The sequence below is a fragment of the Halanaerobium kushneri genome (genome assembly GCF_900156285.1).
Lineage (GTDB): Bacteria > Bacillota > Halanaerobiia > Halanaerobiales > Halanaerobiaceae > Halanaerobium > Halanaerobium kushneri.
The window spans coordinates 21,309-46,200 of the sequence record NZ_FTNC01000010.1 but is presented as its reverse complement, the minus strand read 5'-3'; the positions used below and the strand labels follow the sequence as shown (position 1 = coordinate 46,200).

The following is a 24,892-nucleotide window of genomic DNA, read 5'->3' as shown; positions in this document are numbered from 1 at the left end:
ATTTTCCCAAAAGAACTTCATTGCTGATTAAATTATGAAGGACTTTTGGGATTTTTTTATGCAATTTTAAAAATTATTTTCAAAAATAGCTTGACCTTGAGTTAACTTAAAGTGTTAAGCTGTTAAATAAGAAATAATAAAAGAATTGAATTCAAACCAAATATGCTTTTTAAGTATTTTTAACGATTACAAATAAGTATTAGTAATGCATAGCTTTAATTGTTAAAATTAAAGTAGATAAAAAGTTATTCCACCTGGAGTTAACTTAAAGTGTTTTTATGTCAGATAACTAATAATAGTTAAAGAAATGGTGACTAAAAAATGAGATTACTGGCCCAGCATATTGAAGAAGAAACAGGAGGAGATGTATTTAAAATAGTAGTAGAGGATCTCTACTCCAGTAATTATGATATATGCCTGGAAAGAGCTGCTGATGAACTTGCAGATAATGCAAGACCTGAATTAAGCAATAATCTAGACAGTATAGCAGATTATGATATCATTTTCCTGGGTTACCCCAATTGGTGGTCGACACTACCAATGCCTGTCTTAACATTTTTAGATAATCATGATTTTTCTGACAAGATTGTAGTTCCTTTTTGTACTCATGGAACAGGTGGAATAGGAAGAAGTATCAGAGATTTAAATAGGATTTTAAGTGAGGCTGATATTCGAGAAGAATTTAATGTTTATCGACCTTATGTAGAAACAGCGAGACCAGATTTACTGCAGTGGTTGAAGGACCTTAATATAAATTATTAAATTAAATGAATGTGTATCAGTTATTTATAAATAGCAATATTATAAAAATAGAAAATTGCTTAAAAGATTTTTGTAGATATCAAAAATAAAATTGAAAGGAATGAATATAATGGGAAAAATAATAACAATACTTTTAGCATTTTTTCTGCTTGGATCAATGATGATTTTTGTAGGTGGGGTAGCTGTTGCTCAGGAAAGTGAGAGTGAGGGTGCTAAAAAAATAGATTTAGAGGTAGGAGAGTTGAATTCCAAACAGCAGAAAATTGTACTGATTTCTTCTTTTGCAGCCAGTGGTAATTTAGAAAATCTGAGAACAGTATTAAATGAAGGATTAGATGTTGGGCTGACTGTTAATGAAATAAAGGAAGTATTAGTTCATGTCTATGCTTATGCAGGATTCCCACGCAGTTTAAATGCTTTAGGTACTTTACAATCTGTTCTGGAAGCAAGAGAAGCAAGGGGAGTTAACGATGAAGCTGGAGAAACAGCAAGTCCATTACCAGAAGATAAAAGTAGTTTTGAGCTGGGAAGAGAAGTTCAGACTGAATTAGTAGGGCGTCCTTTTGATTACGAATTTGCTCCTGCTATGGACAAGTTTTTAAAAGGACATTTATTTGGTGACCTCTTTGGCCGCGATATTCTGGATTATAAAACCCGAGAAATTGTTACTGTTTCAGCTCTTGCAAGTATGAACGGAGTTAATTCTCAGCTGCAGTCACATTTCTTCATGGCTTTTAATACAGGAGTAACTCCGGAGGAACTTAAAGGGATAGTATCTACAATTGAAGCCAGAGTAGGACAGAAAGAAGCAGATAATGCTGGAGAAATTTTAAGCCAGTTCTTAAGTCGGATAAATCAATAAATATAAAAATTAATAAATAGGCAGGTATAAAAAATAATTAATGCCTGCCTAAATATTAGTTCACTGATATAAATATAGTTCAATGCAACAGTTAGGAGAGAAAGTAATGAAAGAAATAAAAGAAAAGATGTTTAAAGGAGAGAGATCCCTATTTGGAAGTCAGGATTTAGAAATATCATATTCAACCTTTGCTGATGGAGAATCTCCTCTTAAAGAAAGCAGTAATTTAAAATTAAAAAATGATTTGTTTAAATGGAAATACCCTCTGTGGTATAGTGATAAGGTAGAGATTGAAAACAGCACTCTTTTTGAAATGGCACGGGCAGGTATCTGGTATTCAAATGATATCACTATTAAAAACAGTACTATTCGAGCCCCAAAAACATTCAGGCGTTCCAGTGATATCAAATTAGAAAATGTAACAATTCCGGAAGCTGAAGAAACTTTATGGAACTGTGATAGAATCAAATTAGATAATGTAACAGCTAAGGGTGATTACTTTGCCATGAATAGTAATGACCTTGATATCAAAAATTTTGATCTAGTTGGCAACTATTCCTTTGATAGCTGTAAGAATATTGAAATCAGAAATGCCAAAATGCTTTCAAAAGATGCATTCTGGAATTGTGAAGATGTCACAGTTTATGATTCTTTTATCTCAGGTGAATATATAGCCTGGAATTCTAAGAATATTACTTTTGTTAACTGTACTATTGAGAGTTTACAGGGTTTTTGTTATGTTGAAAACCTGAAGTTAGAAAACTGTCGTTTATTAAATACCAATCTTGCTTTTGAATATTCAACTGTCGAGGTAGATGTGAGTACAAAAATTGAAAGCATAAAAAATCCACTTGGTGGTACTATTAAAGCAAAGGCAATTGGGGAAGTGATTATGGATGAAAAGGAGATTGATCCAGAAAAGACAGAAATAATTACAGCTGATAAAGGAAATTTTAAGGAAGAGATCGAATTAGATATATTAGAAGGAGTTAAAGTATGAGTTATGACTTTTCGAAAATGACTGACCGCAGAGGAAGTAATTCTTTAAAGTGGAATGTAAAAGAAGATGAACTTCCAATGTGGGTAGCAGATATGGATTTTCAGACAGCACCAGAGATTACTGAGGCTATTCAAAAAAAGGTCGCAAAAGGAATTTATGGTTATACAATTGTACCTGACGAGTGGTATCAGGCTGTCAGCAGCTGGTGGGATAGGAGACATAATTTTAAGATTGAAAAAGATTGGCTAATTTTTTCTACTGGAGTTGTGCCTGCTATTTCAAGTGTGATCAGAAAATTGACAACAGTAGCAGAAAATGTTGTAGTTCAGACTCCAGTTTATAATATATTCTTTAACTCTATAGTCAATAATGGCAGACATGTACTGGAAAATAAATTAATATTTGATGGAAAAGAATATAAAGTTGATTTTGAAGATCTGGAAGAAAAACTATCTGATCCTGAAACCAAAATGATGATACTCTGTAATCCACATAATCCTATTGGAAGGATCTGGGATAGAGAAACACTTGCCAGAATAGGTGAACTCTGTTATGAGAATAATGTTATTGTTCTATCAGATGAGATACACTGTGATCTGACAGATCCGGAATATGAGTATATTCCCTTTGCTTCAGTTTCGGAAAAATGCAGAAAGAACAGTGTTAGCTGTCTTGCTCCATCGAAAGCTTTTAATCTGGCAGGAATTCATACAGCAGCTGTAGTCGTGCCGGATCAGGCTCTGCGCCACAGGGTGGATAGGGGTTTAAATACAGATGAGGTTGCTGAACCGAACGTTTTTGCTGTGGAAGCTGCTGTAGCAGCCTTTGAATCTGGAGAAGAATGGCTGAATCAATTACGCATTTATCTGAAAGAAAATAAAAAAATAGCAGGTGATTTTTTAGAAAAAGAACTTCCAGATTTATACCTGCTGCCTGCACATGCAACTTATTTACTGTGGATAGACTGCAGTTCTATTACTCAGGATACAGAAGAATTATGTGACTTTATTCGAGCTGAAACTGGTCTGTATCTTTCAGCAGGAAAAATTTATGGTGGAGATGGAAGGAAATTTGTCAGAATGAATATAGCCTGTCCTAGAGAAAGATTAAAAGATGGGCTGCAGCGTTTTAAAAGAGCTGTGAAACTATATAAGAATGTTTAGTAATCAATTATTAATAATTGTAAATTTTAATTTATCCCTATAAGAGTTAGCTTAATAATTATGGGATTAGATAAAATACTCAAAAAGGAGATGTTATTTATGATTTTAAATGAAAACTATACTTTAGCTAATGGTGTGGAAATTCCGAAGTTAGGTTTAGGAACATGGCTTATTGACAATGATGATGTTGTGGAGACAGTTAAATCAGCTATAGAAATTGGTTATCGTCATATTGATACAGCTCAGGCATATCAAAATGAAAGTGGAGTTGGAAAAGGTATTAGAGAATCTGGTGTGAAAAGAGAAGATATTTTTGTGACTTCAAAAATTGCTGCAGAATTGAAAAGCTATGATGAAGCAGCTGCCTCAATTGATGAAACACTTGAAAAAATGGAACTGGATTATATTGACATGATGATTATTCACAGTCCAAAGCCCTGGAAAGAGTTCCATGGTGATGATCATTATCTGGAAGGCAACCAGGAAGTATGGAGAGCACTTGAAGATGCATATGAAGCTGGAAAAGTCAAGGCAATTGGACTTTCTAACTTTGAAGAGGAAGATATCGATAACATTCTTGAATCCTGCTCTGTAAAACCGATGGTAAATCAGATACTGGCTCATATTGGTAATACTCCAGAAGAACTAATTAACTATACTCAGGATAAGGGAATTCTTGTTGAAGCTTATTCTCCAATTGGACATGGAAAATTATTTAATAAGGATCAGGTTGTAGAAATCGCAGAAAAATATGATGTTTCTGTACCACAGCTTGGTATTCGCTATGACTTACAGCTGGGACTTTTACCTTTACCTAAGAGTGGAAACCCGGATCATATTAAAAGTAATGCTGAGCTTGATTTTACTATCTCTGAAGAAGATATGGAAGTTTTAAAAGGAATAGAAAATATAGATTATGAAGATGCCAGTATGTTCCCGGTATATGGAGGAGAATTAGACTAGGATGATTAAATAAGCAGAAAAGACAAAAAGGAGTGTTGATAAATGAGAAAGGAAGTTATTTGTTTGCTGGTGGGGCTGTTAATTTTTCTAACAGTCCCAGTATCTGCTGAGGTAATTACACAGGAATCTTTACAATCAATACTGCCGGAATTTGGAGAGCTAGAACATCTTGTAGTTTCAGAAGCTGCACCTGCTGTTTATATGACTACAGATATTAGTCCAGCAGGTTTGATGGCAGCTTATGAAGCTTTAGGTCGTACTCCTGTTGGAAATGTAGCGGTAAAGCTGCATACTGGTGAAGGAGAAGCCAGTAATCATCTCAGGCCAGATTTTATAGAAGAACTTATTCAAACGGTAGATGGAACTATAGTTGAGAGCAATACTGCTTATGGTGGTAATCGCGCCAGCACAGCTATGCATATGCAGGTTGCTAGAGATCGCGGTTATACAGAAATTGCTGAAGTTGACATTATGGATGCTGATGGAGGAATGGAGATTCCAGTTCAGGGAGGAAGCCATCTGCAGACAAATCTGGTAGGGTCGCATTTTGACAATTATGATTCCTTCCTGATCCTTTCTCATTTTAAAGGACATGCCATGGGTGGATTTGGTGGTGCTTTAAAGAATACTGCAATTGGAATTGCATCTTCTGAAGGAAAATCTCTGATTCATACTGGTGGTGCTGAAAGATCAGGAATTGGCTGGAATACCCCTGTTGATGTTTTTACAGAATCTATGGCAGAAGCAGCAAAGTCTGTTTCTGATTATCTGGATAATGGAAACAATATACTTTATATCAATGTAGTCAATAATATTTCAGTTGACTGTGATTGTGTTGCAAATCCTGCAGAACCGGATATGCATGACATTGGTATTTTAGCTTCGCTTGATCCTGTTGCCCTGGATCAGGCAAGTGTTGATTTAATTTATGCTGCACCAGATGGTGGATCAGTGGTTGAGAGAATAGAATCCAGAAACGGAACTCATATTCTGGAACATGCTGCTGAAATTAACCTGGGAAGACGTAATTATAGGCTGGTTTCAATTGACAATTAAGATTAATAGTTAAATTGAAAGTAAGGTAATTATTGAGTAAAGGAGGTGATCCCATATTTGATATATTACAGCGTGAATTTATTTATCTCTGGTACTACTTTACTGTACTATTAGAACAGATTTTCCCCTACTGGATTATCGGGATGATGATTGGATCTCTAGTCTCAGTATTTGGCAAAGGGAAGATACAGCTTTTGCTTTCAAATATGCAGTCCAGGAAATGGGGATTATTTGGTATTGTACCAGCCTGTATATTAGGGATTGCCTCACCTCTCTGTATGTACGGTACCATTCCAATTGCCGCTTCTTTTTCGGAAAAAGGAATGAGAGATGATTGGCTGGCTGCTTTTATGATTTCTTCTATTCTGCTTAATCCACAGCTTATAGTATACAGTATGGCTCTGGGAAATAATGCTTTTTTTATTCGCATTATTTCTGCTTTTCTGGCAGGGATTACTGCAGGATTACTTGTCTATATTTTTTATAGAGATAAATCATTTTTTGATTTTTCAAGTTTTGGAGAAGCCAGGAATCGAGATACAGATCCTAATTCCCTGTTTCGATTTTTAAAAAACTTTGGTCGAAATGTAAAAGCAACCGGCTTATATTTTTTCTTCGGGATTTTGCTTACAGCAATGTTTCAGCGTTATGTACCGGAAAATTCCTTTGTAAATCTTTTTGGGAGTAATGAAGGCTTTGGTGTTTTAATGGCAGCAACACTTGGTGTACCACTTTATTTTTGTGGTGGTGGAACTATCCCGCTTTTAATGCAGTGGCTGCACAGTGGAATGAGTATTGGAGCAGCAGCTTCTTTTATGATAACCGGGCCAGCAACAAAACTTACCAATCTTGGAGCGGTTAAAATTGTCCTTGGTGCTAATAAATTTATTATGTATTTAGCATATAATATTTTATTTGCACTTGTTACAGGTTTAGTGGTAAATATATTTTGAAGTGATTTTTTTAATTATTTTTAAGCCAGGAAAGGCACGTATAAATAATTTATACGTGCCTTTTGCCTGTCATAATAGATTAATAGTTACAGATAAGCTTTTAAAAATATATTTAGTCTCTATCTCTAAAAAGCTTTTTAACAGTCTCATAGGCAAGTTTTGGTCTGCGGTATTCATCTACGATACCTTTGTTATTTTTACTGCGTGGTCTGGTATGGAACCAGGCTGTACCTGCAGTGCCAGGTTCTCCCGGGATACCGTCTTCACTAACTTTACAGTCGGCAAACTGCCAGATCAAAGTACCTACAATCTCTTCCTGGTCCAGATAATAGGAGATAAGTTCATCTAAAAGATCCTGCTGTCTTTCCTCAGTCCACTTAACTCGACCGGGTTCACGGAAACCATAAATTGCTCCGGCTCCAAACTCACTGATGATTATTGGTTTATTAGCTCCTCCATTTTTATCTATCCACTTCTTTTCCCGCTGGTAGTAGTCAGCCACGTCATCTGAAAACCAGTCATACCAGCCAGTATAGATATTTAAAGATACAATATCAACAAGGTCAAGGCAGATATCTTTAAAGTGTTCTCTGGTAGCAAAAGTTAAAGGGCGGCTCTGATCCATTTTTTTAATTTGTTCAAATTGCTTTTTATAAATTTCTCTTCCTTCTTCAGCAGCACTGGCACACTCATTTAAAATTCCCCAGATTACAATTGAAGGATGATTAATGTGATTCTGCACCATTTCTCGATTACAATCTTCGCACTGTCTGTCAAAATTGGGATTTAACATCTGTTCTAAACTAAGTCCACGGGCATGGTTTTCTTCCCAGACAAAAATTCCTCTTTCATCACAGAGATCAAGAAACAACTCATCATTAGGATAGTGAGAAGTACGAACAGTGTTTGATCCCATATCTTCCAGTAGATCCAGATCTTTTTTCATTAAAGAAAAAGGAAATGATGCACCAACCATTGGATGGTCTTCATGCCGGTTAAAACCAAGCAGTTCAATTTCTTCGTTGTTCAACAGCAGCTTAGTTCCCTCAACTTTAATTTCTCTAAAACCTACTCTTTCTATTAGATCATCAATTAGCTGAATCTTATCTTCTGAGCTGCTTCCCTGCCCTGAAGATTGATTAGCTAAATAAAGGCGGGTCTTTAATAAATAAAGACTTGGGTTTTCTGAAGACCAGCTTTCTACTTCCGGGAAAGAAAATTCTTTTTCGAGTTTATGCTGGCTCATTCCATCAATTTCAACTTCTGCAAAATCTAAGTTCTGCTTATTCAGTTCAGCCTCAACTTTAAACTTTAAAGCTTTTTCACTCAGATTTTCTAAAACTACTGCCACCTGAGCTTTCCAGCTGCCGTCTTCCTGATAAGATGTGCATTCTATTCTTTTTATATAAGCATCATTGATTTCTTCTACAGCAACTGCTCTGATCAGACCACCATAAGTATAGTAATCATTTGGAGTGTGCAGAGCAGATTCTTTAGAAAAAGAATTATCTACCCTGACTTTTAACTCATGTTCACCTGCTTCGACATCCTTTACAATTGCAGTAAAAGGAGTATAAGCATTATAATGGTGAGCAACCTTTTCTCCATCAAAAAAAACATCTGCAGTATGACTGACTCCCTTAAAAACTAGGCGCAGGTTAGTTTTTTCAGAAACATTAATTTTTTTCCTGTATACTCCCAGACCTCTATAATTCAAAAGATCCGGATGTGTTTCCCAGCAGCCTGGTACATTTAATTGATAGTTATAGTCTTCCGGCCATTCTTTTTTGCTGTCAATAGGAGAAAAATCCCATAAACCTGTAAGTTCTTTTTGTTTTCTAAACTGATGACGGTCAAATAATCTTATCACATCAATACCTCCCTAAATAATTTAAATCAATAAAAGTCCTAAAATATTTACTCAATTTTATTTTATCATAAATATAAGCAGAAAATCTCTGTATTTTTTTAGTTATTAAGAGATTATTCCGCATATTTTTAGAAATGTGGAATTTAATGAGTTGAAATCTTTCTTTTTAAACTGTAAGATAAATATATGCATAGTATTAACATATTAAGATAATATTAAGTAATTTTTCTGCATAAATTTAGGGGTGGTTTTGTGAAAGAGTTATATGATCCTATGGAGGATAAATCATTTTGGATCCAGAAACAAAAATTTAAAGAATCTTATGAAATGGAAAATCGACATTATCATAATCATTATGAATTATATTACCTTCTCAGTGGCGAAAGATACTATTTTATTAAAGATAGAAGTTATCATGTTAGAAGTGGGGATCTTGTATTGATAAATAAAAATGCTCTCCATCACACTTCAAATGCCAATGGTTTCCAGCATGAAAAAATTATGATTTATTTTAAAGAAGAATATATTAGCAGTTTGTTTAATCCCGAAAAGATGATAGATTTATTTTCTATTTTCCAGCATCAGAGTAATATTATTAGCCTGGATATTAAAAATCAGGAAATTATAAAGCAGCTATTATTAAAATTACTGGCTGAATATAACAGCTTTAAGTTAGCGGTTAAAAATAATAGCCAGCAGATTATGACTGATCAAATAACTAGTGATAGTAAAAAAGAAAATGAATTCCACTTAAAAATTATGCTGGCAGAACTTCTTTACAGGATAAAAAAGATCAGGAAAAGTGAAAATAGAGATTTTAAACATACAAGTTCACTTCATAAAACAATTTCGGATATTGCAAAATATATTGGGCAAAACTACGAAAATGAGATTAGTTTAGGCTCAACTGCTGATAGATTTTCTTTAAACCCCTGTTATTTAAGTACTAAATTTAAAGAGATAAGTGGATTTTCTTTTATAGAGTACTTAAACCTGATCCGATTAAAAGAGGCTAAAAAACTACTTAAAGAATCTGATTTAAACATTACCGAAATTAGTGAAGCAGTAGGTTTTAATACTTTATCTCATTTTGGCAGGATGTTTAAAAAGCATAATGACTTATCACCTTCTAAATATAGAAAAGTTAATTCTAGAAAAAATAGTTTATGAAATTCTCAAAATTTATAGTACACTAAGTTAAGATATATAATAAACTAAGTATGTGCTCAAAATGATAAGAGGTCAGATTATTAGGAATAAATATTAAAAAATAACAAAATGTATTTGACTTAGAGTTAACTTAAAGTGGTATAGTAAATTTAAGAACTTCGATATTTAAAGGTTTTTAAAATAATTAAATAAGAAAAGGAAGGTGTAAAAGATGAAAAAAACTATTGTTTTGATGGTTATGGCGCTGTTATTGATTTTTGCTGGGAATGCTTTTGCAGATTCAACAGATTATTACACATTTGAGTTAAGTGACCAGGTAACCAGGACAAGTGTAAATTATAAGAACAGATATAATATTACAATTGCTGCAGATTTATACCGATCAAAGGACTTAGATATGTCTGAAGATCATCCGGCTTTAGTTATTGGACCTCCATATGGAGGAGTTAAAGAACAGGGTCCTGGAGTCTATGCAAATCAGCTGGCACAGCGAGGATTTGTAGTACTGGCATTTGACCCATCTTTTAATGGTGAGAGCGGTGGGGAACCAAGACATACTTCATCTCCTGATTTCTTTGTAGAAGACTTCAGTGCTGGAGTAGACTTTTTAGGAACAGTTCCTTATGTTGATAGAGAAAGAATAGGTGCTGTTGGTATTTGCGGCAGTGGTGGTTTTGCTCTAACTGCAGCTCAGGTTGATAAAAGAATTAAAGCTGTAGCAACAGCTAGTATGTATGATATAAGCAGATATATTCGTGATGGACTGGGAGAAACAATGACTGAAGAAAGAAGAGATCAAACTCTGGCAGAATTTTCACAGCAGCGCTGGGAAGATTTTGAGAGTGGAGGGGCAGAATTGAGTGGTCAATTCCCTAATGAGCCCGTACCTGAAGTTCCAGAAGGACTCAATCCTGTGGCAGCAGAGTTCTTTGATTATTATGCAACTGAACGTGGATTTCATCCAAATTCAATCGGAGCCTTTACTAAAGTGAGTCAGATGGCATTTATGAATTTTCCACTATTAAGTTATGTTGACGATATTTCACCGCGACCAATATTATTTGTTATAGGTGAAAATGCACATTCAAATTATTTCAGTGAAAGTGTTTATGAACAGGCTGCAGAGCCAAAAGAATTATATGTAGTTCCAGGAGCAAATCATGTAGATCTATATGACAGAATAGATGTAATACCATTTGATAAACTGGAAACATTCTTTAAAGGTAATATCTAAGATATCTATGATAAATGGGAGCAGGGTGTATATCTATTCTCTGATTCCATTTGTCTTTAGAATGGAGAAAGGAGAGAATATTTATGGTTTTAGATGAGAACTATACTCTTTCTAATGGAGTTGAAATTCCTAAATTAGGACTTGGGACCTGGTTTATCAGCAATAAAGATGCAGCAGGGGTAGTTAAAGAAGCTGTGAAAATTGGTTATCGTCATATTGATACAGCTCAGGCATATCGTAATGAAAGTGGAGTTGGCGAAGGAATTAGAAACTGTGGAGTTAAAAGAGAAGAAATTTTTGTGACTACAAAACTTGATGCAGGTATAAAGTCATATCAAGAGGCAGTATCTTCAATTGATGAGTCATTGAAAAAAATGAAATTGGATTACATTGACCTAATGATAATTCATAGTCCTCAACCGTGGTCAAAATTTGGTGGTGATGATCGTTATCTGGAAGGAAATCGGGAAGCATGGAGAGCTCTTGAAGATGCATATAAGAATGGAAAGTTAAGAGCAATTGGGCTTTCAAATTTTAACAAAACAGATATTGATAACATTATTGAGAACTGTTCAGTTAAACCGATGGTAAATCAGATACTGGCCCATATAAGCAATACACCAGAAGAACTGATCGAATATACACAGAATAAAGATATACTTGTAGAGGCTTATTCGCCAATTGGACACGGCGAATTATTTAAAAATGAAAAAATAGTAGAAATGGCAGAAAAATATGGTGTTTCAGTACCACAGTTATGTATTCGTTATGACCTTCAGCTAGGACTTCTGCCTCTGCCAAAAAGTGAAAATCCGGAGCATATTAAAAATAACTCAGAAGTTGATTTTATTATTTCTAAAGAAGATATGGAAATTTTAAAAAATCTGAAAGAAATTGAAGATTATGGTGCTGCCAGTATAATGCCTGTTTATGGTGGAGGATTTAATTTGAAATCAATTATTTCATATATTTTTCAAAGAATTGCTTCTATCTTCCGTTAAAAATAATTGACATGAAGTTAACTCCAGGTGATATGATTATTTTATAGACAGGTCAAGTAGAAGTTTTGGATCTAAATATTAACGATATTAGAAAAAGGTAAGTATTTAAAGGAGGATAAATTTAATTATGAAAATTATGAATGAAGAAGAATTTAATAAAGAAAATACTTTTGGCAAAGGTCAGGAAAATTCAATGTTTGCTGAGTATTTTATCGGGGAGTCTTTTTTAAATCCGCTGACAGAGTACGGAAAAGACCCAGTTTTTATAGCAAATATCACTTTTGAACCAGGGTGTAGAAATAACTGGCATATCCATCACGGGACAAAAGGTGGAGAACAGATTTTAATCTGTACAGCTGGAAGTGGATGGTATCAGGAAGAAGGAGAAGAGCCAGTAAGTCTTGAACCAGGTATGGTAATCACTATACCTACCGGGGTGAAACACTGGCATGGAGCAAAGGCAGATTCCTGGTTCAGTCATCTTGCTTTTGGTGTCCCTGGAGAAGATACAGGCAATGAGTGGTGTGAGCCTGTAAGTGATGAAGAATATAATAATTTGAAATAAGAAAAATAATAAAGTGGGTGATTTGATATGCTAAAAATGTTTAGAAATTCAAATCTATTTTTGTTAATTGCAGCTGCTGTGATTTTATTAGCTGGATTTACTGAGGTAGGTCTTAATCAGAAAGTCCATGCTCAGCAGAGAATTACAAAAGATGAGCAGCTAAGTGGAGAAAGTAAAGAAGTTTCATTAACTAATGAGGAGGAAGAGATTAAGATGGGTATTCGAGTTGAGTCAGATGGAAAAACTATAGTATTTAAATTAAATGAAAGTACAGCTGCCAGATCACTCTATGAACAGCTCCCAATGACTATTGAGGTAGAAAATTATAGTAATAATGAAAAGATTTTTTATCCAGAGAATAAACTTGATGTATCCGATACTCCAGCTGCCGACGCCAAAGATGGTACACTGGGATATTATGCGCCCTGGGGAGACGTAATTATGTTCTATGGTGATTTCGGTTCAGCATCAGGGTTATATGAACTGGGTAAGGTTGTTTCTGGTGGCGAAAATATTGCTTCTTTATCGGGTATAATTAAAATAGAAAGATACCAAATAAAAAAAGAATTAAAATGAAAAAATGAGGAGTTGGAAAAATGAATATTGATTTCACATATCAAAACCCAACAACTTGAAGGATTACTCCGTTCTATTATTAATAGCGCCAGAGCTGCAGTGAAGGATCCTGAAGATTATGAAGCAAGAAGTAATCTGATGTGGAGTTCTACTATTGCTGGTATTGATGCTTTAGAAGAATTTGCCAGAGACTGCGGTATAGTTCTTAATTTAAAAGAACTTGGAGCAACAGAAGAAATGCTGCCTAAGATTGCGAATTCTACAGTTATTCTTGGCGGCTATAAAAAACTAACAGAGGAAGAAATACTGGATATTTTAAAGACAGCATGCTCCGGAAATAGGTTCTGAATCAAAAGCTATATCTTATGTAGGAATTACAGCCGAAGACGACAGTATTTACTGGGGTTGTGGAATCGAAACTGATATTATGACATCTTCTGTTAAAGCTCTCTTCAGTGCTGTAAATAATATGATATCAGCTTAAAAATTATAAATTGCTTTTATTATTGAAATTTATATGATCTATTTTTAAACTTATAATTTCGTCTGGAGGTAAAAAGATGAAAATAAGAGTACTGCGTTATTTTTTAACAGTTGTGAGGGAAGGAAATATAACACGGGCGGCAGAAACTCTGCATATTACTCAGCCGACTTTAAGCAGGCAGTTAAAGCAGCTTGAAGAAGAATTGGATACCCAGCTAATTGTGAGAGGTAAAAGAGAAATCAAATTAACAGAAGCTGGAAGATTGCTTGTTAAAAGAGCAGAGGAAATAATATCTTTAGTAAATAAAACAGAGAGTGAAATCACTTCTGATCTGGTAACAGGTCAGGTTTCTATAGGTAGTGGAGAGTCAGTAATGACTTCTCAGGTGCTTTCCAGGTTAATAAAAAAATTTCACAGTAAATATCCAAGAGTTAAATTTGATTTATTTACTGGAAATGCAAGTGATATTAAGGAAAAAGTTGATAAAGGACTTCTTGACATTGGTCTGTTAATTAATCCAGTAGATACAGAAAAATATTACTCAATAGAATTAGAAGAAAAAGAGCAGTGGGGGATACTTCTTTTAAAAGATGATCCCTTAGCTGCAAGAAAAGTAATCAAAGCTGAAGATTTAATTGATGAAAATTTAATTATCAGCAGACGATCTATTATTGAAAACAAAATGGCTAATTTTTTTGCTGGTTCTTTTTCTGAACTTAATTTTATAGCTACCTATAACTTGATATATAATGCTCTTACGATGGTAGAAAGCGGTCTCGGGTATGCACTGGCTCTCGAAAGTTCAATTAAAATTGGTCAGAGTAATAAAATATGTTTTAGACCATTATCTCCGGAGTTAAATTCTTCCTGTGTTTTTATCTGGAAAAACAAACAGATTTTTAATTCCACTGCGTCTGCATTTATAGATTTGATAAAAAATGAGTATTTGACATTTATAAAATAATATATTAAAGTTATTTGTATATAAAAAAGTTCTAATTTCTCAAAAAAATAAATTTCTTTTAAAAAAAAGAAGGAATTCTTTAAATTGTCTTTAATATATATAACAGAGCTTATTTAATCGATTAAGGAGAATTATAATGGCAACTATAAAAGATATTGCAGAAAAAGCTGGTGTATCTACAGCTACAGTTTCTTATGTTTTAAATGATAGTGCTCAAATAAGCAAAGCAACAAGAGAAAAAGTACTCAAAATTGTTGATGAAATGAACTATAAGAGAAATAATATAGCTAAAAGCTTGCGGACAAATAAAACAAATACTATTGGAGTAATAGTAGAAGATATGACTGTTTTTAATTCCCCACAAATTATAGATGGAATTAATAGATATGTTGAAGAGCATGGTTTTCATATTATTTTAAGTAATTTGCGCTTAAATAAAAAAATTGGAAACTCTTTTGAAAAGGCAGCTCAGTATTCTGCAGAAATCAACGAAACAATTGACGTTTTATTAACCAGACAAATTGATGGGATTATATATATCGGAGAACATCCAAGAGATGTAAGCGGTATAATTAATAATATTGATAAGCCCGTTGTTTATACTTATTGTTATAGTTCAAAAGAGGATACTTATTCTGTTAATTATAATGATAAATTAGCATCGTATAGGGCAACCAGTCACTTAATTAGTCTTGGTCATAAGCGAATCGCTGTAATTAGTGGTATGATTAATTCCAGGCCTTCTCACGAAAGGCTGCAGGGTTATCAGCAGGCTTTAATTGATAATAATTTAAATTTAGATCCAGCATTGATTAGAACAGGTAACTGGGAATATGATACTGGTTTTAATTTAAGCAAGGAATTATTAAAGAGTGAAAATCCTCCTACAGCAGTTTTTGCCTTTAATGATTTAATGGCTGTTGGGGTAATAGATGGTGTTAGTTCAATGGGATATCAGGTTCCTAATGATTTATCAGTAATTGGCTTTGATAATAGAGAATTTAGTCATTTTTTTAAGCCTAAGCTGACAACAATAGATCTCCCTTTAAATAAAATGGGAGAAAAAGCAACTAAAATGTTAATAGATTTAATTAATGGCTATAAAATTAAAGAAAATCCCTGCAAAATAGAGTGTAGTTTAATTGAAAGGGATTCAGTAAGCGGTATAATTAAATAAATTAATATTTCAAAAATATAATTTTAAACTTTATTTAATCGATTAAATAAATTAAGGAGGTTATTAATGAAAAATAAAGAAAAAATATTAAAAGAAGTTTCTCTGAAAGATGTAAGAATTGATGACCAGTTTTGGAATCGACGTTTGGAAAAAAATCATACTGTAACTCTGAAACATCAATATCAACAGCTAGTAAAGACAGGAAGATTAGAAAATTTCAAAAAAGCAGCCGGTCTGGAAACTGGTAATTTTTACGGAATGTTTTTTAATGATTCTGATGTATATAAATGGCTGGAAGCTGCGAGTTATACTCTTGCTAATATAAATGATCTAAAACTTTCTAAAAGGGTAGAAGATGTAGTTGAACTTTTGGCAGAGGCTCAGGAAGATAATGGCTATCTAAATACTTATTTTATTTTAGAAGAACCCGATAAGAAATGGACAAACCTTGGAATGATGCATGAATTATATTGTGCAGGCCACTTATTTCAGGCAGCAGCAGCTAATTATAGGGCTACCGGGAAAAGAAAGTTATTAGATATAGCCTGTAAATTTGCAGATTTAATTGATGCAAAATTTAGACTATCTGAACACAAAGGAGTTCCTGGACACGAAGAAATTGAATTAGCTTTGGTAGAACTATATAGAGTAACAGAAAATGATAATTATTTAAAACTATCGGAATATTTTATTAATAATAGAGGGAAGCATTATTTTAAAAAAGAAGTTGAAAATCTAAGCAATGTAGCTGGAATAAATTTTGAACAGAATATTGAGAACTTTGACAATTTTACGATGAGTAAGTATTATCAGGAATTTTTTTTAGATGAGAATAATAAATATGATGGAAGTTATGCCCAGGACCATCTGCCGGTTAGAGAACAAAATGAAATTAAAGGACATGCAGTTCGGGCAATGTATTTATATTCTGCGGTTACTGATATTGTTTTAGAAACAGGCGAGAAGTCACTTTTAAAAGCCTTAGAAAATTTATGGCATAACATGACTAAAAAGAAGATGTATATTACTGGTGGTATCGGTTCTACTCATGATTTTGAAGGCTTTACAGAAAATTATGATCTTCCAAATAAAAGTGCATATGCAGAATCCTGTGCAGCAGTTGGCAGTATAATGTGGAATCACCGCCTGCTAAAATTAAAGAAAGACGCTAAGTTTGCAGATTTAATTGAAAGAATTCTGTATAATGGTTTGCTTTCGGGTGTAGCATTAAGTGGTGATAAATTCTTTTATGTTAATCCACTGGCCAGTGATGGAGATCATCACCGCAAAGGCTGGTTCCATGTCTCTTGCTGTCCTCCAAATATTGCAAGATTACTTGCTTCATTACAGAAATATATTTTTTTACAAAAAGAAAAAAATATATTTGTTAATTTATTTATTTCCAGTAAATTAAATGCTGAAATAATGGGACATAAAGTTACTTTACTGCAAAACTCAAATTATCCCTGGGACAGTACTATGAATTATAAAATCAGTTTGGAAACGAGTTTTGATTTCAAGCTTAATATTCGTTTTCCGGATTGGGCTGATGGAGCTGATGTTTTTGTGAATGGTAGAGAACAGAGAGTAAAAGTTAAAAATAATTATTTAATTATAGATAGGAACTGGAAAGATAATGATCAATTAAAAATAGTATTTGAAATGCCGGTAAAAAGGGTAAAATCTCATCCGGCAGTCAAGGAGAACAGAAATCATTTTGCTTTGATAAGAGGTCCTCTAGTTTACTGTTTAGAAGAGGTAGATAATAATGTTTCTCTAGATGAAATTATCATTCCTGGTGATTCTCAAATTAAAGTTAAATATGACGCTGATCTTGACGGATTTAATTATTTAGAGGGAAAAGCATTTACCGAAAAACATTCTAACTGGGAAAATAAATTATATATAGAAAAAAGAGAAGTAGTTTATGAGGAATTAAAATTTAAAGCAGTTCCTTATTATCTCTGGGATCACCGTGATCCAGGCCAAATGAGGGTCTGGTTACGAGAATATAATAAATAAGTTTTAGAAGATTATTATCAATTCTAAAACAAATTAATTTAAAGAGGGAGGGATAAATAACAGGAATTAAGGGTTGAGATAATTGATGTAATAAAAACTTAAGGAGGGTAATGATGTTTAAAAGAAAAGGCAAGTTTTTAGTAACTTTAGTTGTTTTAGCTATTTTATTGGTCTCGGTTAATCTGGTAACTTTTGCGGCTGATGAATTAGTTGTTGGTGTTGGTGGTTGGGCTGTAGAACCTACAAAAAGAGCACTGGAAGAACTTAATTTTACAGAAAAGACCGGGATAGAAGTAACAGTTACTACAAGACCGGGTTCACCTCCAGAATTTATTTCTCAGATGACAAGCTCAATTCTTGGTGGTCAAACTCCATATGATGTAATTGATTTAGAAGATGATGCAGCCATTAACTTTTCACGCTCAGGCTGGTTGGTGGATCTTGATCCGATTTATGACGAAGAATTCTGGGATGACTGGACACCTGGCATGTTAGAGATGGTAGATACCTGGAATAGATATGAGGGTGAACTTTTTAGAATTCCTCATAACTATGAAACTCAGTATTTCTTCTACCGTAAAGATATCTTAGAAGAAAAAGGACTGGAAGTTCCTCAAAGTTGGGAAGAAATGATAGAAGTAGGGAAAGAGTTAACAACAGATGAAATGTATGCATTCTCTGATGGTCTGGCAAAAGGCGGCTATCTGGGAGTTTATGTTTCTTATTTAACCCAGCAGGCTGGGGGAAATCCTTTTGATTTTGGCCCAGAACTAAGAGAAGCTTTAAAGTTTATTCATGACATGATCTATGAGTATGAAATTTTCCCAAGTTCTGCCTTAAATAAGGACTTTGACCAGGTTAATAATGACTTTGTAAATGATAGAGTTGCTATGATGAGAATGTGGCCTTACTTCTTTGATTATCAGGAAGCACAGGAAGACTGGTACAGTGATGATAAAGTTGGAGTTGCTTTACCTCCTAAAGGACCAGAAAGCAGAAGTACTTTTGTAGCTTCCTGGGGATGGGCAATACCAAATACATCAGATAAAATTGATGCAGCTAAGACATTTATAGAATTTATGACTTCAGTCGAAAATGCACCTAAACTAGCTGAAATGAATACCTGGTTTTTAAGCCCCAGACATTCTATAATGGAGGAAATTAATGTTGAAGAAAGCAGACTTGCTTCAAATCTAAAGAAATATTCTGACGCAGGTGTAATATCTTCACGTCCTTTCCATCCTAATTTTAGACAGGCATCAAGCATAGTAGAAGAACTTTCTTCAGCTTATTTGACCAATCAAATCTCGTTAGATGAGGTAATTGAAAGAGGACAGCAGCAGATGCAGGCACTTGAAGAATAACTTTAGATAATGATTATCCTCCCGAAGCAGATCATTTATGCTTCGGGGGATATCAATATTTTTAAGTGGGAGGGATAAAATTGTTTACGAATTACAGTAAATTAAAGAAATATTTGATTTTTGCTATTTTAGTTGGACCAGCGGTTTTACTAAGATTTTCAACTTCGTTATATCCAATCTTTAGAACAATATATTTAAGTTTTTTTGATCATAATTTGATGGAACAGGTTCACCGTTATATTGGTCTAAATAATTATACTTCTTTACTAAATGATCAAACAATAATTGATGTTATTGGTTTTACTTTAGCTTTTATTACCATTTCGGTGATTATGCAGTTAGTATTGGGAATGGTTGTTGCCAATTTATTAAATACCAAATTTATTGGGAGAAAAATTGTCAGGACTTTAAATCTTTTGCCCTGGGTAATCCCTGTAATTGTAAGTGGCTATGTATTTAGATGGATGCTAAATGCTGATTACGGGTTAATAACTGACTGGGTTTTCCGTTTAAGTGGTAAGGAAGTTCAATTTTTGATTGACTCTTTTCTGGCCAGAGGATCACTAATATTATTAAATGTCTGGAGAAATACTCCTTTTATGGCAATAGTCTTACTGGCTGGACTTCAAAGTATTCCTGAAGAATTATATGAAGCAGCTAAAATTGATGGGGCTAACTGGTTTCAGAGATTTTTAAATATTACTTTACCAGCAAGCAGTTCTACAATTGTAACATTAGGTCTTTTTAATATAATTTGGCAGATAGCAAATATTGATATAATTTTAGGTTTAACTCAAGGGGGGCCTGGAAGTTCAACTACAGTGATTGCTTATAGAATTTATCAGCTGGGTATGCAATGGTTTAACTGGGGTAGAGCTTCAGCATTGAGTGTATATCTATTATTAATTGTAGCCGTTATAAGTTCAATAGCTTTATATTTATATAGAAAATTTGAATTTACTTCATAAAATTAAAAGAATTAGGAGGACTTAAGATGAAGTCTCAGAAAACCCGTAATAAAATACTTTTGTATTTTGGAATTTCAGTTTTTGTATTTATTATACTTGTTCCAATATATTGGTTATTTTTAACTGCATTAACCCCTAGAACACAATTGTTTAGTGTTCCTCCCAATTATTTTCCGGATTTTACTTTTGATAATTTTATTAATCTAGCATCACAGGTACCTTTTTTATCATACTTAACTAATTCCATGATATTTTCCGTTGGAGCAGTTTTGGTTTCAGTTATTTTAAGTTTTCTGGCAGCTTATGGATTTGCCAGAATTGAAATTCCCGGGAGCAATATTTTATTATTTGCCCTGGTATTAACAATGGCTATTCCTGAAATTGTAACAGTTGTTCCACTATTTCAGATACTCAGAAACTTTAATATGATAGATACAATTAGAGGACTTATTTTAGTAATGGGAAGTGTATTAATTCCTTTTTCTGTCTGGGTTTTAGTTACTTTTGTTAAAAGAGTTCCTGTTGAGATCGAAGAAGCAGCAATAGTTGATGGTGCCACCTTACCACAGGTCTTATTTTATATTGTAATTCCGGCAATGAAACCTTCGTTAGTAACTGTAACAATCATTAATTTTATCAATGCCTGGAATAATTTGCTTTATCCTCTTGTTTTTAGTTCTTCAATTAAAGCAAAAACACTTACGGTTAGTATTACCGAAATTTTTCAGGCTAGAACTCCCTATGGTAGACCCTGGGAATTAATTAGTACCCTTGGTGTAACAATGGTTTTACCAATGATAATTTTAGTCTTTGTTGCTCAAAAGGGAATAGTTTCGGGACTGACAAGTGGATCTCTAGATTAAATAAAGAGGTTTTAATTTAAAAATAATAATATATATCTAATAAATTTTAACTCTATTGTTGTGAAACAGGCAATAGAGTTTTATTTATAGCTAAAGTATACTATTTAAGCATCATAAACAATAACTAATAAGTATTGGTAATATTAAAACTGAAATGGTAAAATAAAATTGGGTAAAAAAAGATTTGACCTGGAGTTAACTTAAGGTCTTATAATTATTTATAGAATTAAATAATTGTTATTATTTATATTTTAAAGTTAAATTTTAGAAAGTATAGAGTTATTAATAAAGGTTTTTCCTTTGAAGTGTAGAGTTTTTGAGGAAGGATGATGAAAAAATCAATAAAAATAAGCTATGGACTAAAGAGTTTTTAATTAATTCGATGATTATGTTTATTGTAATGCTGGTTTATTATCAGTTAATGGCAATAATAGCAATGCATTCAGTAGATAATTTAGGTGCTTCAAGCAGTTCTGCTGGACTGGCTGCAGGAATTTTTATGCTGGCAGCTCTTACTGCTCGTGTTTTTTCAGGGAAATTTATAGAATATGTGGGAAGAAAACGGATGTTTTTAGCTGGTATTATTTTTTATTTGTTTGCAACAGCTTTGTACTTTGGAGCCGAAAATCTAATTCTCTTATTTATTATTAGAATAATCCATGGTATTGGTTTTGGAATAGCCACCACATCTGCAATGACAATTGCTGCAGGTATTATTCCCAGTTCAAGAAGGGGAGAGGGAATGAGTTACTTTAATTTAAGTATAACTCTTGCCTCAGCCATAGGACCATCACTGGGGATATATCTTTATGATTACAGCAGTTTTTCTATTATATTATTAATAAGTAGCATCTTGCTTGTGGCAGGATTTTTTGCTACATTATTTCTTAAAGTTCCTGAGGTAGAACTTAGCTCGGAACAGATAGCAGAGATGACAAGTTTTAAGCTAAATAAGTTATTTGAAGTTAAAGTACTGCCTCTGGCAGTAGTTGGTTTAATGACATTTTTTGCTTATGCAAGTATTATAAGTTTTCTTTCCTCTTATGTAAATGAGGTTAATCTAGTCAGGGCAGGTAGTGTGTTTTTTATTGTTTATTCGGTAGCAATGCTGATTTCCAGACCAATAACCGGGCGCTGGTTTGATTCCAAAGGAGAAAATCTTGTTATGTATCCGGCCTTTTTAAGCTTTGCTTTTGGTTTAATTATTATTAGTCAGGCACATAACAGTTTTACAATTTTAGCAGCTGCAGTTTTTATGGGTATCGGTTTTGGAACATTTGCCTCCTGTGGTCAGGCAATTGCCATTAAATTAGTTCCGGAACACAGGATGGGAATAGCTACCTCGACATTTATCTCAATTTCAGAGATGGGGATTGGAATGGGGCCATTCTTTTTAGGAATGCTGATTCCATTAGTGGGTTTCCGCGGTCTCTATCTGACCATGTCAGTTATAGTTATTTCAGCCATGGCTTTATATTACTTTGTGCATGGAAAGGATAATGGTGAAAAAGAAGAACAGCGGGCAGCATGATTTAAAAGGAGGAAATATAAATGAATATTACAGAAAAAGCGGAAAAGGAACTAAAAAAACTTTTTGGTGAAAATTATCAGTCTGAACTTAGAAATACAGATCCGGAGATGATGGAGATATATGATAATTTTGCTTTTGATGAAGTGCTGGAATATGGAAATTTAACTGAAGAAGAGAGAATGTTGTCAATTCTGGCAGCTTTAATTGCTGCTCAGACTCAGGGAGAATATAAGCTAATGCTAAAGGCTGCTCTTAATGCTGGAGTAACAGCTGTTAAGATTAAAGAAGTAGTTTATCAGTCCACTGCCTACGTTGGGATGGCTAAAAGCTATGACTTTTTAAAAATCACTAATGAAATATTTAGAGAAGAAGGAATAGAACTACCTTTAAAAGGACAGTCAACTACAGATCAGGAGACAAGATTTGATAAGGGGCTTAACGTTCAGAAGTCTATTTTTGGTGATGTAATTGATAAAATGCATCAGGGAGCTCCAGAAAACCAAAAACACATTCAGAACTATCTATCAGCAAATTGTTTTGGAGATTATTACACCCGGAATGGACTTGATTTAAAAGAAAGAGAAATGATAACTTTTGCTATGCTGGCAGCTCTTGGAGGCTGTGAATCACAGATTAAGGGACATGTTAGAGGTAATCAGAGTGTTGGTAATGGCAAAGAAACTCTTTTAAGTGTCTTAACCCAGCTGCTTCCCTACATTGGATATCCCAGAACTTTAAATGCTTTAAGTTGTGTAAACGAAATAATTCCTGAAGAAGGCTAATTCAGTTTAATGACTAAGATTATTAAAGTGTTTTAAAATTATAAGGAGGTAATTATGAATTATACTACAGTAGGTAGAACAGGTATTAAGGTTTCTGATTTATGTCTGGGAACAATGTCATTTGGTGGAGATGCTGATAAAGAAACTGCTAAAGAAATGTATAGAGCAAGCAGAGAAGTTGGAATCAATTTTTTTGATACTGCGAACGTCTACAGTGGTGGTAAATCAGAAGAGATACTGGGAGAATGTATTTCAGAAGATAAGCGAGAAGAAATTATACTAACTACCAAAATGTTTTATCCAATGTCTAAAGATCTTAATGCTATGGGAGCAAGCAGGCGCAATATTATTAGAGAAGTAGAAGGCAGCTTAAAAAGACTTGGTACTGATTATATTGACTTCTATTTTGTGCATATGTTTGATCAGAACACCCCAATTGAAGAAACTTTAAGAGCTCTTGACCAGCTGCAGAAAGATGGCAAAATCCTCTATCCTGCAGTAAGTAACTGGGCAGCCTGGCAGATAGCAACTGCTCTGGGGATTTCAGCTAAGGAATCTCTGGCCAGATTTGAGCTTATTCAGCCAATGTATAATCTTGCTAAACGTCAGGCAGAAACCGAAATACTGCCCCTGGCAGAAGCTCATAATCTTGGAGTTATCTCTTACAGTCCTCTAGGTGGTGGTCTGCTGACAGGTAAATATGGAGTAGATAAAAAGCCAGCCAAAGGAAGACTGGTTGATCAGGAGCGTTATTCTGCTCGCTATCACGACAAAATAAATTATGAGGTAGCAGAGAAATTTACTCAATATGCAGCTGATAAGAATGTTCACCCAGTTACACTTGCTGTCGCCTGGGTTAAATCCAATCCTGCAGTTACAGCTCCAATTATTGCTGGTCGTAATTTAGAACAGTTAAAGGACTCTCTGGCAGCGGCAGAATTTGAAATGTCTGCTGAAATGAGAAAAGAAATCTCTGAGCTTTCACCAACACCGGCCCCAGCTACTGACCGTGCTGAAGTATTGTTTGATGAATTTGAATAGTTTTAGGGTTTAGTTTAAAATAGACAGTTTAAAAGAGGTGAAATATAATGCAGATTTCAGAAGTTAGTGAACGTTTTGATTTAACAAAAGATACTCTTCGCTATTATGAAAGAATTGGTTTGATTCCAGAAATAAGACGCAACAGCAGTGGTAACCGTGATTATAGAGAAGAGGACTGTGGCTGGATAGCATTTATTAAATGTATGCGCAGTGCTGGTCTCCACATTGATACTTTAAAAGAATATATAGAATTATATCGGCAGGGTGATTCTACAGTTAAAGCCAGAAAAGAACTCCTGACAAAAGAGAGAGATAAACTTGCTGATAAAATAGATGAGCTTCAGGAAACACTGGAGCGATTGGATTATAAGATTAATGTTTATGAAAAAGAAATTTTAGACGCAGAAGAGGATTTGATGTCAAGAGAAGAGTTTATGGCTGAGGTAAGTTAAAATTGTTAAATTAACATGCTGATATTATTCTTTTAATTACCCAAAAGTTCTTTACTTTTAGCTGAATAG

23 protein-coding genes and 2 pseudogenes are annotated in these 24,892 nt (G+C 33.9%); 24 read left to right on the top strand and 1 reads right to left on the bottom strand.

From position 1 onward, the window contains the following. The first annotated feature begins 321 nt into the window (after nt 1–321). From BW929_RS08235 to BW929_RS08205, 7 genes are all read left to right on the top strand, one after another. Nucleotides 322–762, top strand: a complete 441-nt coding sequence (locus BW929_RS08235; protein ID WP_076544888.1) for a flavodoxin — start codon at nt 322–324, stop codon at nt 760–762. A 109-nt stretch (nt 763–871) separates the two neighbouring features. Continuing rightward, complete coding sequence (locus BW929_RS08230) at nt 872–1,624, top strand: carboxymuconolactone decarboxylase family protein (protein WP_076544887.1); 753 nt, start codon at nt 872–874, stop codon at nt 1,622–1,624. 106 nt (nt 1,625–1,730) lie between these two features. Further along, entirely contained in the window at nt 1,731–2,624 is an 894-nt protein-coding gene (locus BW929_RS08225) for a DUF3737 family protein (protein WP_076544886.1), read from the top strand. After that, the gene (locus BW929_RS08220) at nt 2,621–3,787 is read left to right on the top strand and encodes a MalY/PatB family protein (RefSeq protein WP_076544885.1); all 1,167 of its coding nucleotides are present in this window, start codon (nt 2,621–2,623) and stop codon (nt 3,785–3,787) included. The genes BW929_RS08225 and BW929_RS08220 overlap by 4 nt, the downstream gene beginning before the upstream one ends. A 99-nt stretch (nt 3,788–3,886) precedes the next feature. Further along, nucleotides 3,887–4,750, top strand: coding sequence for an aldo/keto reductase (locus tag BW929_RS08215; RefSeq protein ID WP_084566138.1), 864 nt, complete (start codon nt 3,887–3,889; stop codon nt 4,748–4,750). Between the two features lie 42 nt (nt 4,751–4,792). Then, nucleotides 4,793–5,806 carry a DUF362 domain-containing protein gene (locus BW929_RS08210; protein WP_076544884.1) on the top strand — a complete coding sequence of 338 codons (1,014 nt, stop codon included), beginning with the start codon at nt 4,793–4,795 and terminating at the stop codon, nt 5,804–5,806. 53 nt (nt 5,807–5,859) lie between these two features. After that, nucleotides 5,860–6,759: a permease gene (locus BW929_RS08205; protein ID WP_076545005.1), complete on the top strand. Its 900-nt coding sequence runs from the start codon at nt 5,860–5,862 to the stop codon at nt 6,757–6,759. 112 nt (nt 6,760–6,871) lie between these two features. On the opposite strand, the gene BW929_RS08200 is transcribed toward BW929_RS08205, so the two are convergent. Beyond that, on the bottom strand, nt 6,872–8,629 hold the full coding sequence (locus tag BW929_RS08200; RefSeq protein WP_076544883.1) for a glycoside hydrolase family 2 protein: 1,758 nt from the start codon (nt 8,627–8,629) through the stop codon (nt 6,872–6,874). Nucleotides 8,630–8,881: 252 nt separating this feature from the next. Between BW929_RS08200 and BW929_RS08195 the strand changes: the two genes are divergently transcribed. The 17 genes and pseudogenes from BW929_RS08195 (at nt 8,882) to BW929_RS08115 (ending at nt 24,823) form a co-directional block, all read left to right on the top strand. Next, nucleotides 8,882–9,799: an AraC family transcriptional regulator gene (locus BW929_RS08195; RefSeq protein ID WP_084566137.1), complete on the top strand. Its 918-nt coding sequence runs from the start codon at nt 8,882–8,884 to the stop codon at nt 9,797–9,799. A gap of 211 nt (nt 9,800–10,010) precedes the next feature. Beyond that, on the top strand, nt 10,011–11,033 hold the full coding sequence (locus tag BW929_RS08190; RefSeq protein WP_143414025.1) for an alpha/beta hydrolase: 1,023 nt from the start codon (nt 10,011–10,013) through the stop codon (nt 11,031–11,033). An 83-nt stretch (nt 11,034–11,116) separates the two neighbouring features. Continuing rightward, complete coding sequence (locus tag BW929_RS08185) at nt 11,117–12,034, top strand: aldo/keto reductase (protein WP_076544882.1); 918 nt, start codon at nt 11,117–11,119, stop codon at nt 12,032–12,034. 127 nt (nt 12,035–12,161) lie between these two features. After that, nucleotides 12,162–12,599: a cupin domain-containing protein gene (locus BW929_RS08180; protein ID WP_076544881.1), complete on the top strand. Its 438-nt coding sequence runs from the start codon at nt 12,162–12,164 to the stop codon at nt 12,597–12,599. A 27-nt stretch (nt 12,600–12,626) separates the two neighbouring features. Next, a complete protein-coding gene (locus BW929_RS08175) occupies nt 12,627–13,175 on the top strand; it encodes a cyclophilin-like fold protein (protein ID WP_076544880.1) in 549 nt (182 codons plus the stop codon). 54 nt (nt 13,176–13,229) lie between these two features. Beyond that, nucleotides 13,230–13,523, top strand: a pseudogene (locus BW929_RS08170) (iron-containing alcohol dehydrogenase); the annotation flags it as partial. Further along, nucleotides 13,495–13,659: pseudogene (locus tag BW929_RS15625) on the top strand (alpha-isopropylmalate synthase regulatory domain-containing protein); the annotation flags it as partial. The pseudogenes BW929_RS08170 and BW929_RS15625, both read left to right, overlap by 29 nt. 76 nt (nt 13,660–13,735) lie before the next feature. Next, nucleotides 13,736–14,623, top strand: coding sequence for a LysR family transcriptional regulator (locus tag BW929_RS08160; RefSeq protein ID WP_076544878.1), 888 nt, complete (start codon nt 13,736–13,738; stop codon nt 14,621–14,623). Between the two features lie 136 nt (nt 14,624–14,759). Continuing rightward, the gene (locus BW929_RS08155) at nt 14,760–15,800 is read left to right on the top strand and encodes a LacI family DNA-binding transcriptional regulator (protein ID WP_076544877.1); all 1,041 of its coding nucleotides are present in this window, start codon (nt 14,760–14,762) and stop codon (nt 15,798–15,800) included. Between the two features lie 66 nt (nt 15,801–15,866). Continuing rightward, the gene (locus tag BW929_RS08150; RefSeq protein ID WP_076544876.1) at nt 15,867–17,822 is read left to right on the top strand and encodes a glycoside hydrolase family 127 protein; all 1,956 of its coding nucleotides are present in this window, start codon (nt 15,867–15,869) and stop codon (nt 17,820–17,822) included. Between the two features lie 113 nt (nt 17,823–17,935). Beyond that, nucleotides 17,936–19,186 (top strand): ABC transporter substrate-binding protein, encoded by a 1,251-nt coding sequence (locus tag BW929_RS08145; protein ID WP_076544875.1) that lies wholly within the window; start codon nt 17,936–17,938, stop codon nt 19,184–19,186. Between the two features lie 80 nt (nt 19,187–19,266). After that, a complete protein-coding gene (locus tag BW929_RS08140; RefSeq protein ID WP_076544874.1) occupies nt 19,267–20,154 on the top strand; it encodes a carbohydrate ABC transporter permease in 888 nt (295 codons plus the stop codon). A 26-nt stretch (nt 20,155–20,180) separates the two neighbouring features. Beyond that, on the top strand, nt 20,181–21,017 hold the full coding sequence (locus tag BW929_RS08135; protein ID WP_076544873.1) for a carbohydrate ABC transporter permease: 837 nt from the start codon (nt 20,181–20,183) through the stop codon (nt 21,015–21,017). Between the two features lie 316 nt (nt 21,018–21,333). Beyond that, nucleotides 21,334–22,548, top strand: a complete 1,215-nt coding sequence (locus BW929_RS08130) for an MFS transporter (RefSeq protein ID WP_200805228.1) — start codon at nt 21,334–21,336, stop codon at nt 22,546–22,548. A 20-nt stretch (nt 22,549–22,568) separates the two neighbouring features. Next, complete coding sequence (locus BW929_RS08125; protein ID WP_076544872.1) at nt 22,569–23,330, top strand: carboxymuconolactone decarboxylase family protein; 762 nt, start codon at nt 22,569–22,571, stop codon at nt 23,328–23,330. A gap of 54 nt (nt 23,331–23,384) precedes the next feature. Next, nucleotides 23,385–24,371: an aldo/keto reductase gene (locus BW929_RS08120; protein ID WP_076544871.1), complete on the top strand. Its 987-nt coding sequence runs from the start codon at nt 23,385–23,387 to the stop codon at nt 24,369–24,371. Nucleotides 24,372–24,418: 47 nt separating this feature from the next. Beyond that, the gene (locus BW929_RS08115; protein ID WP_076544870.1) at nt 24,419–24,823 is read left to right on the top strand and encodes a MerR family transcriptional regulator; all 405 of its coding nucleotides are present in this window, start codon (nt 24,419–24,421) and stop codon (nt 24,821–24,823) included. The last annotated feature ends 69 nt before the right edge of the window (nt 24,824–24,892 follow it).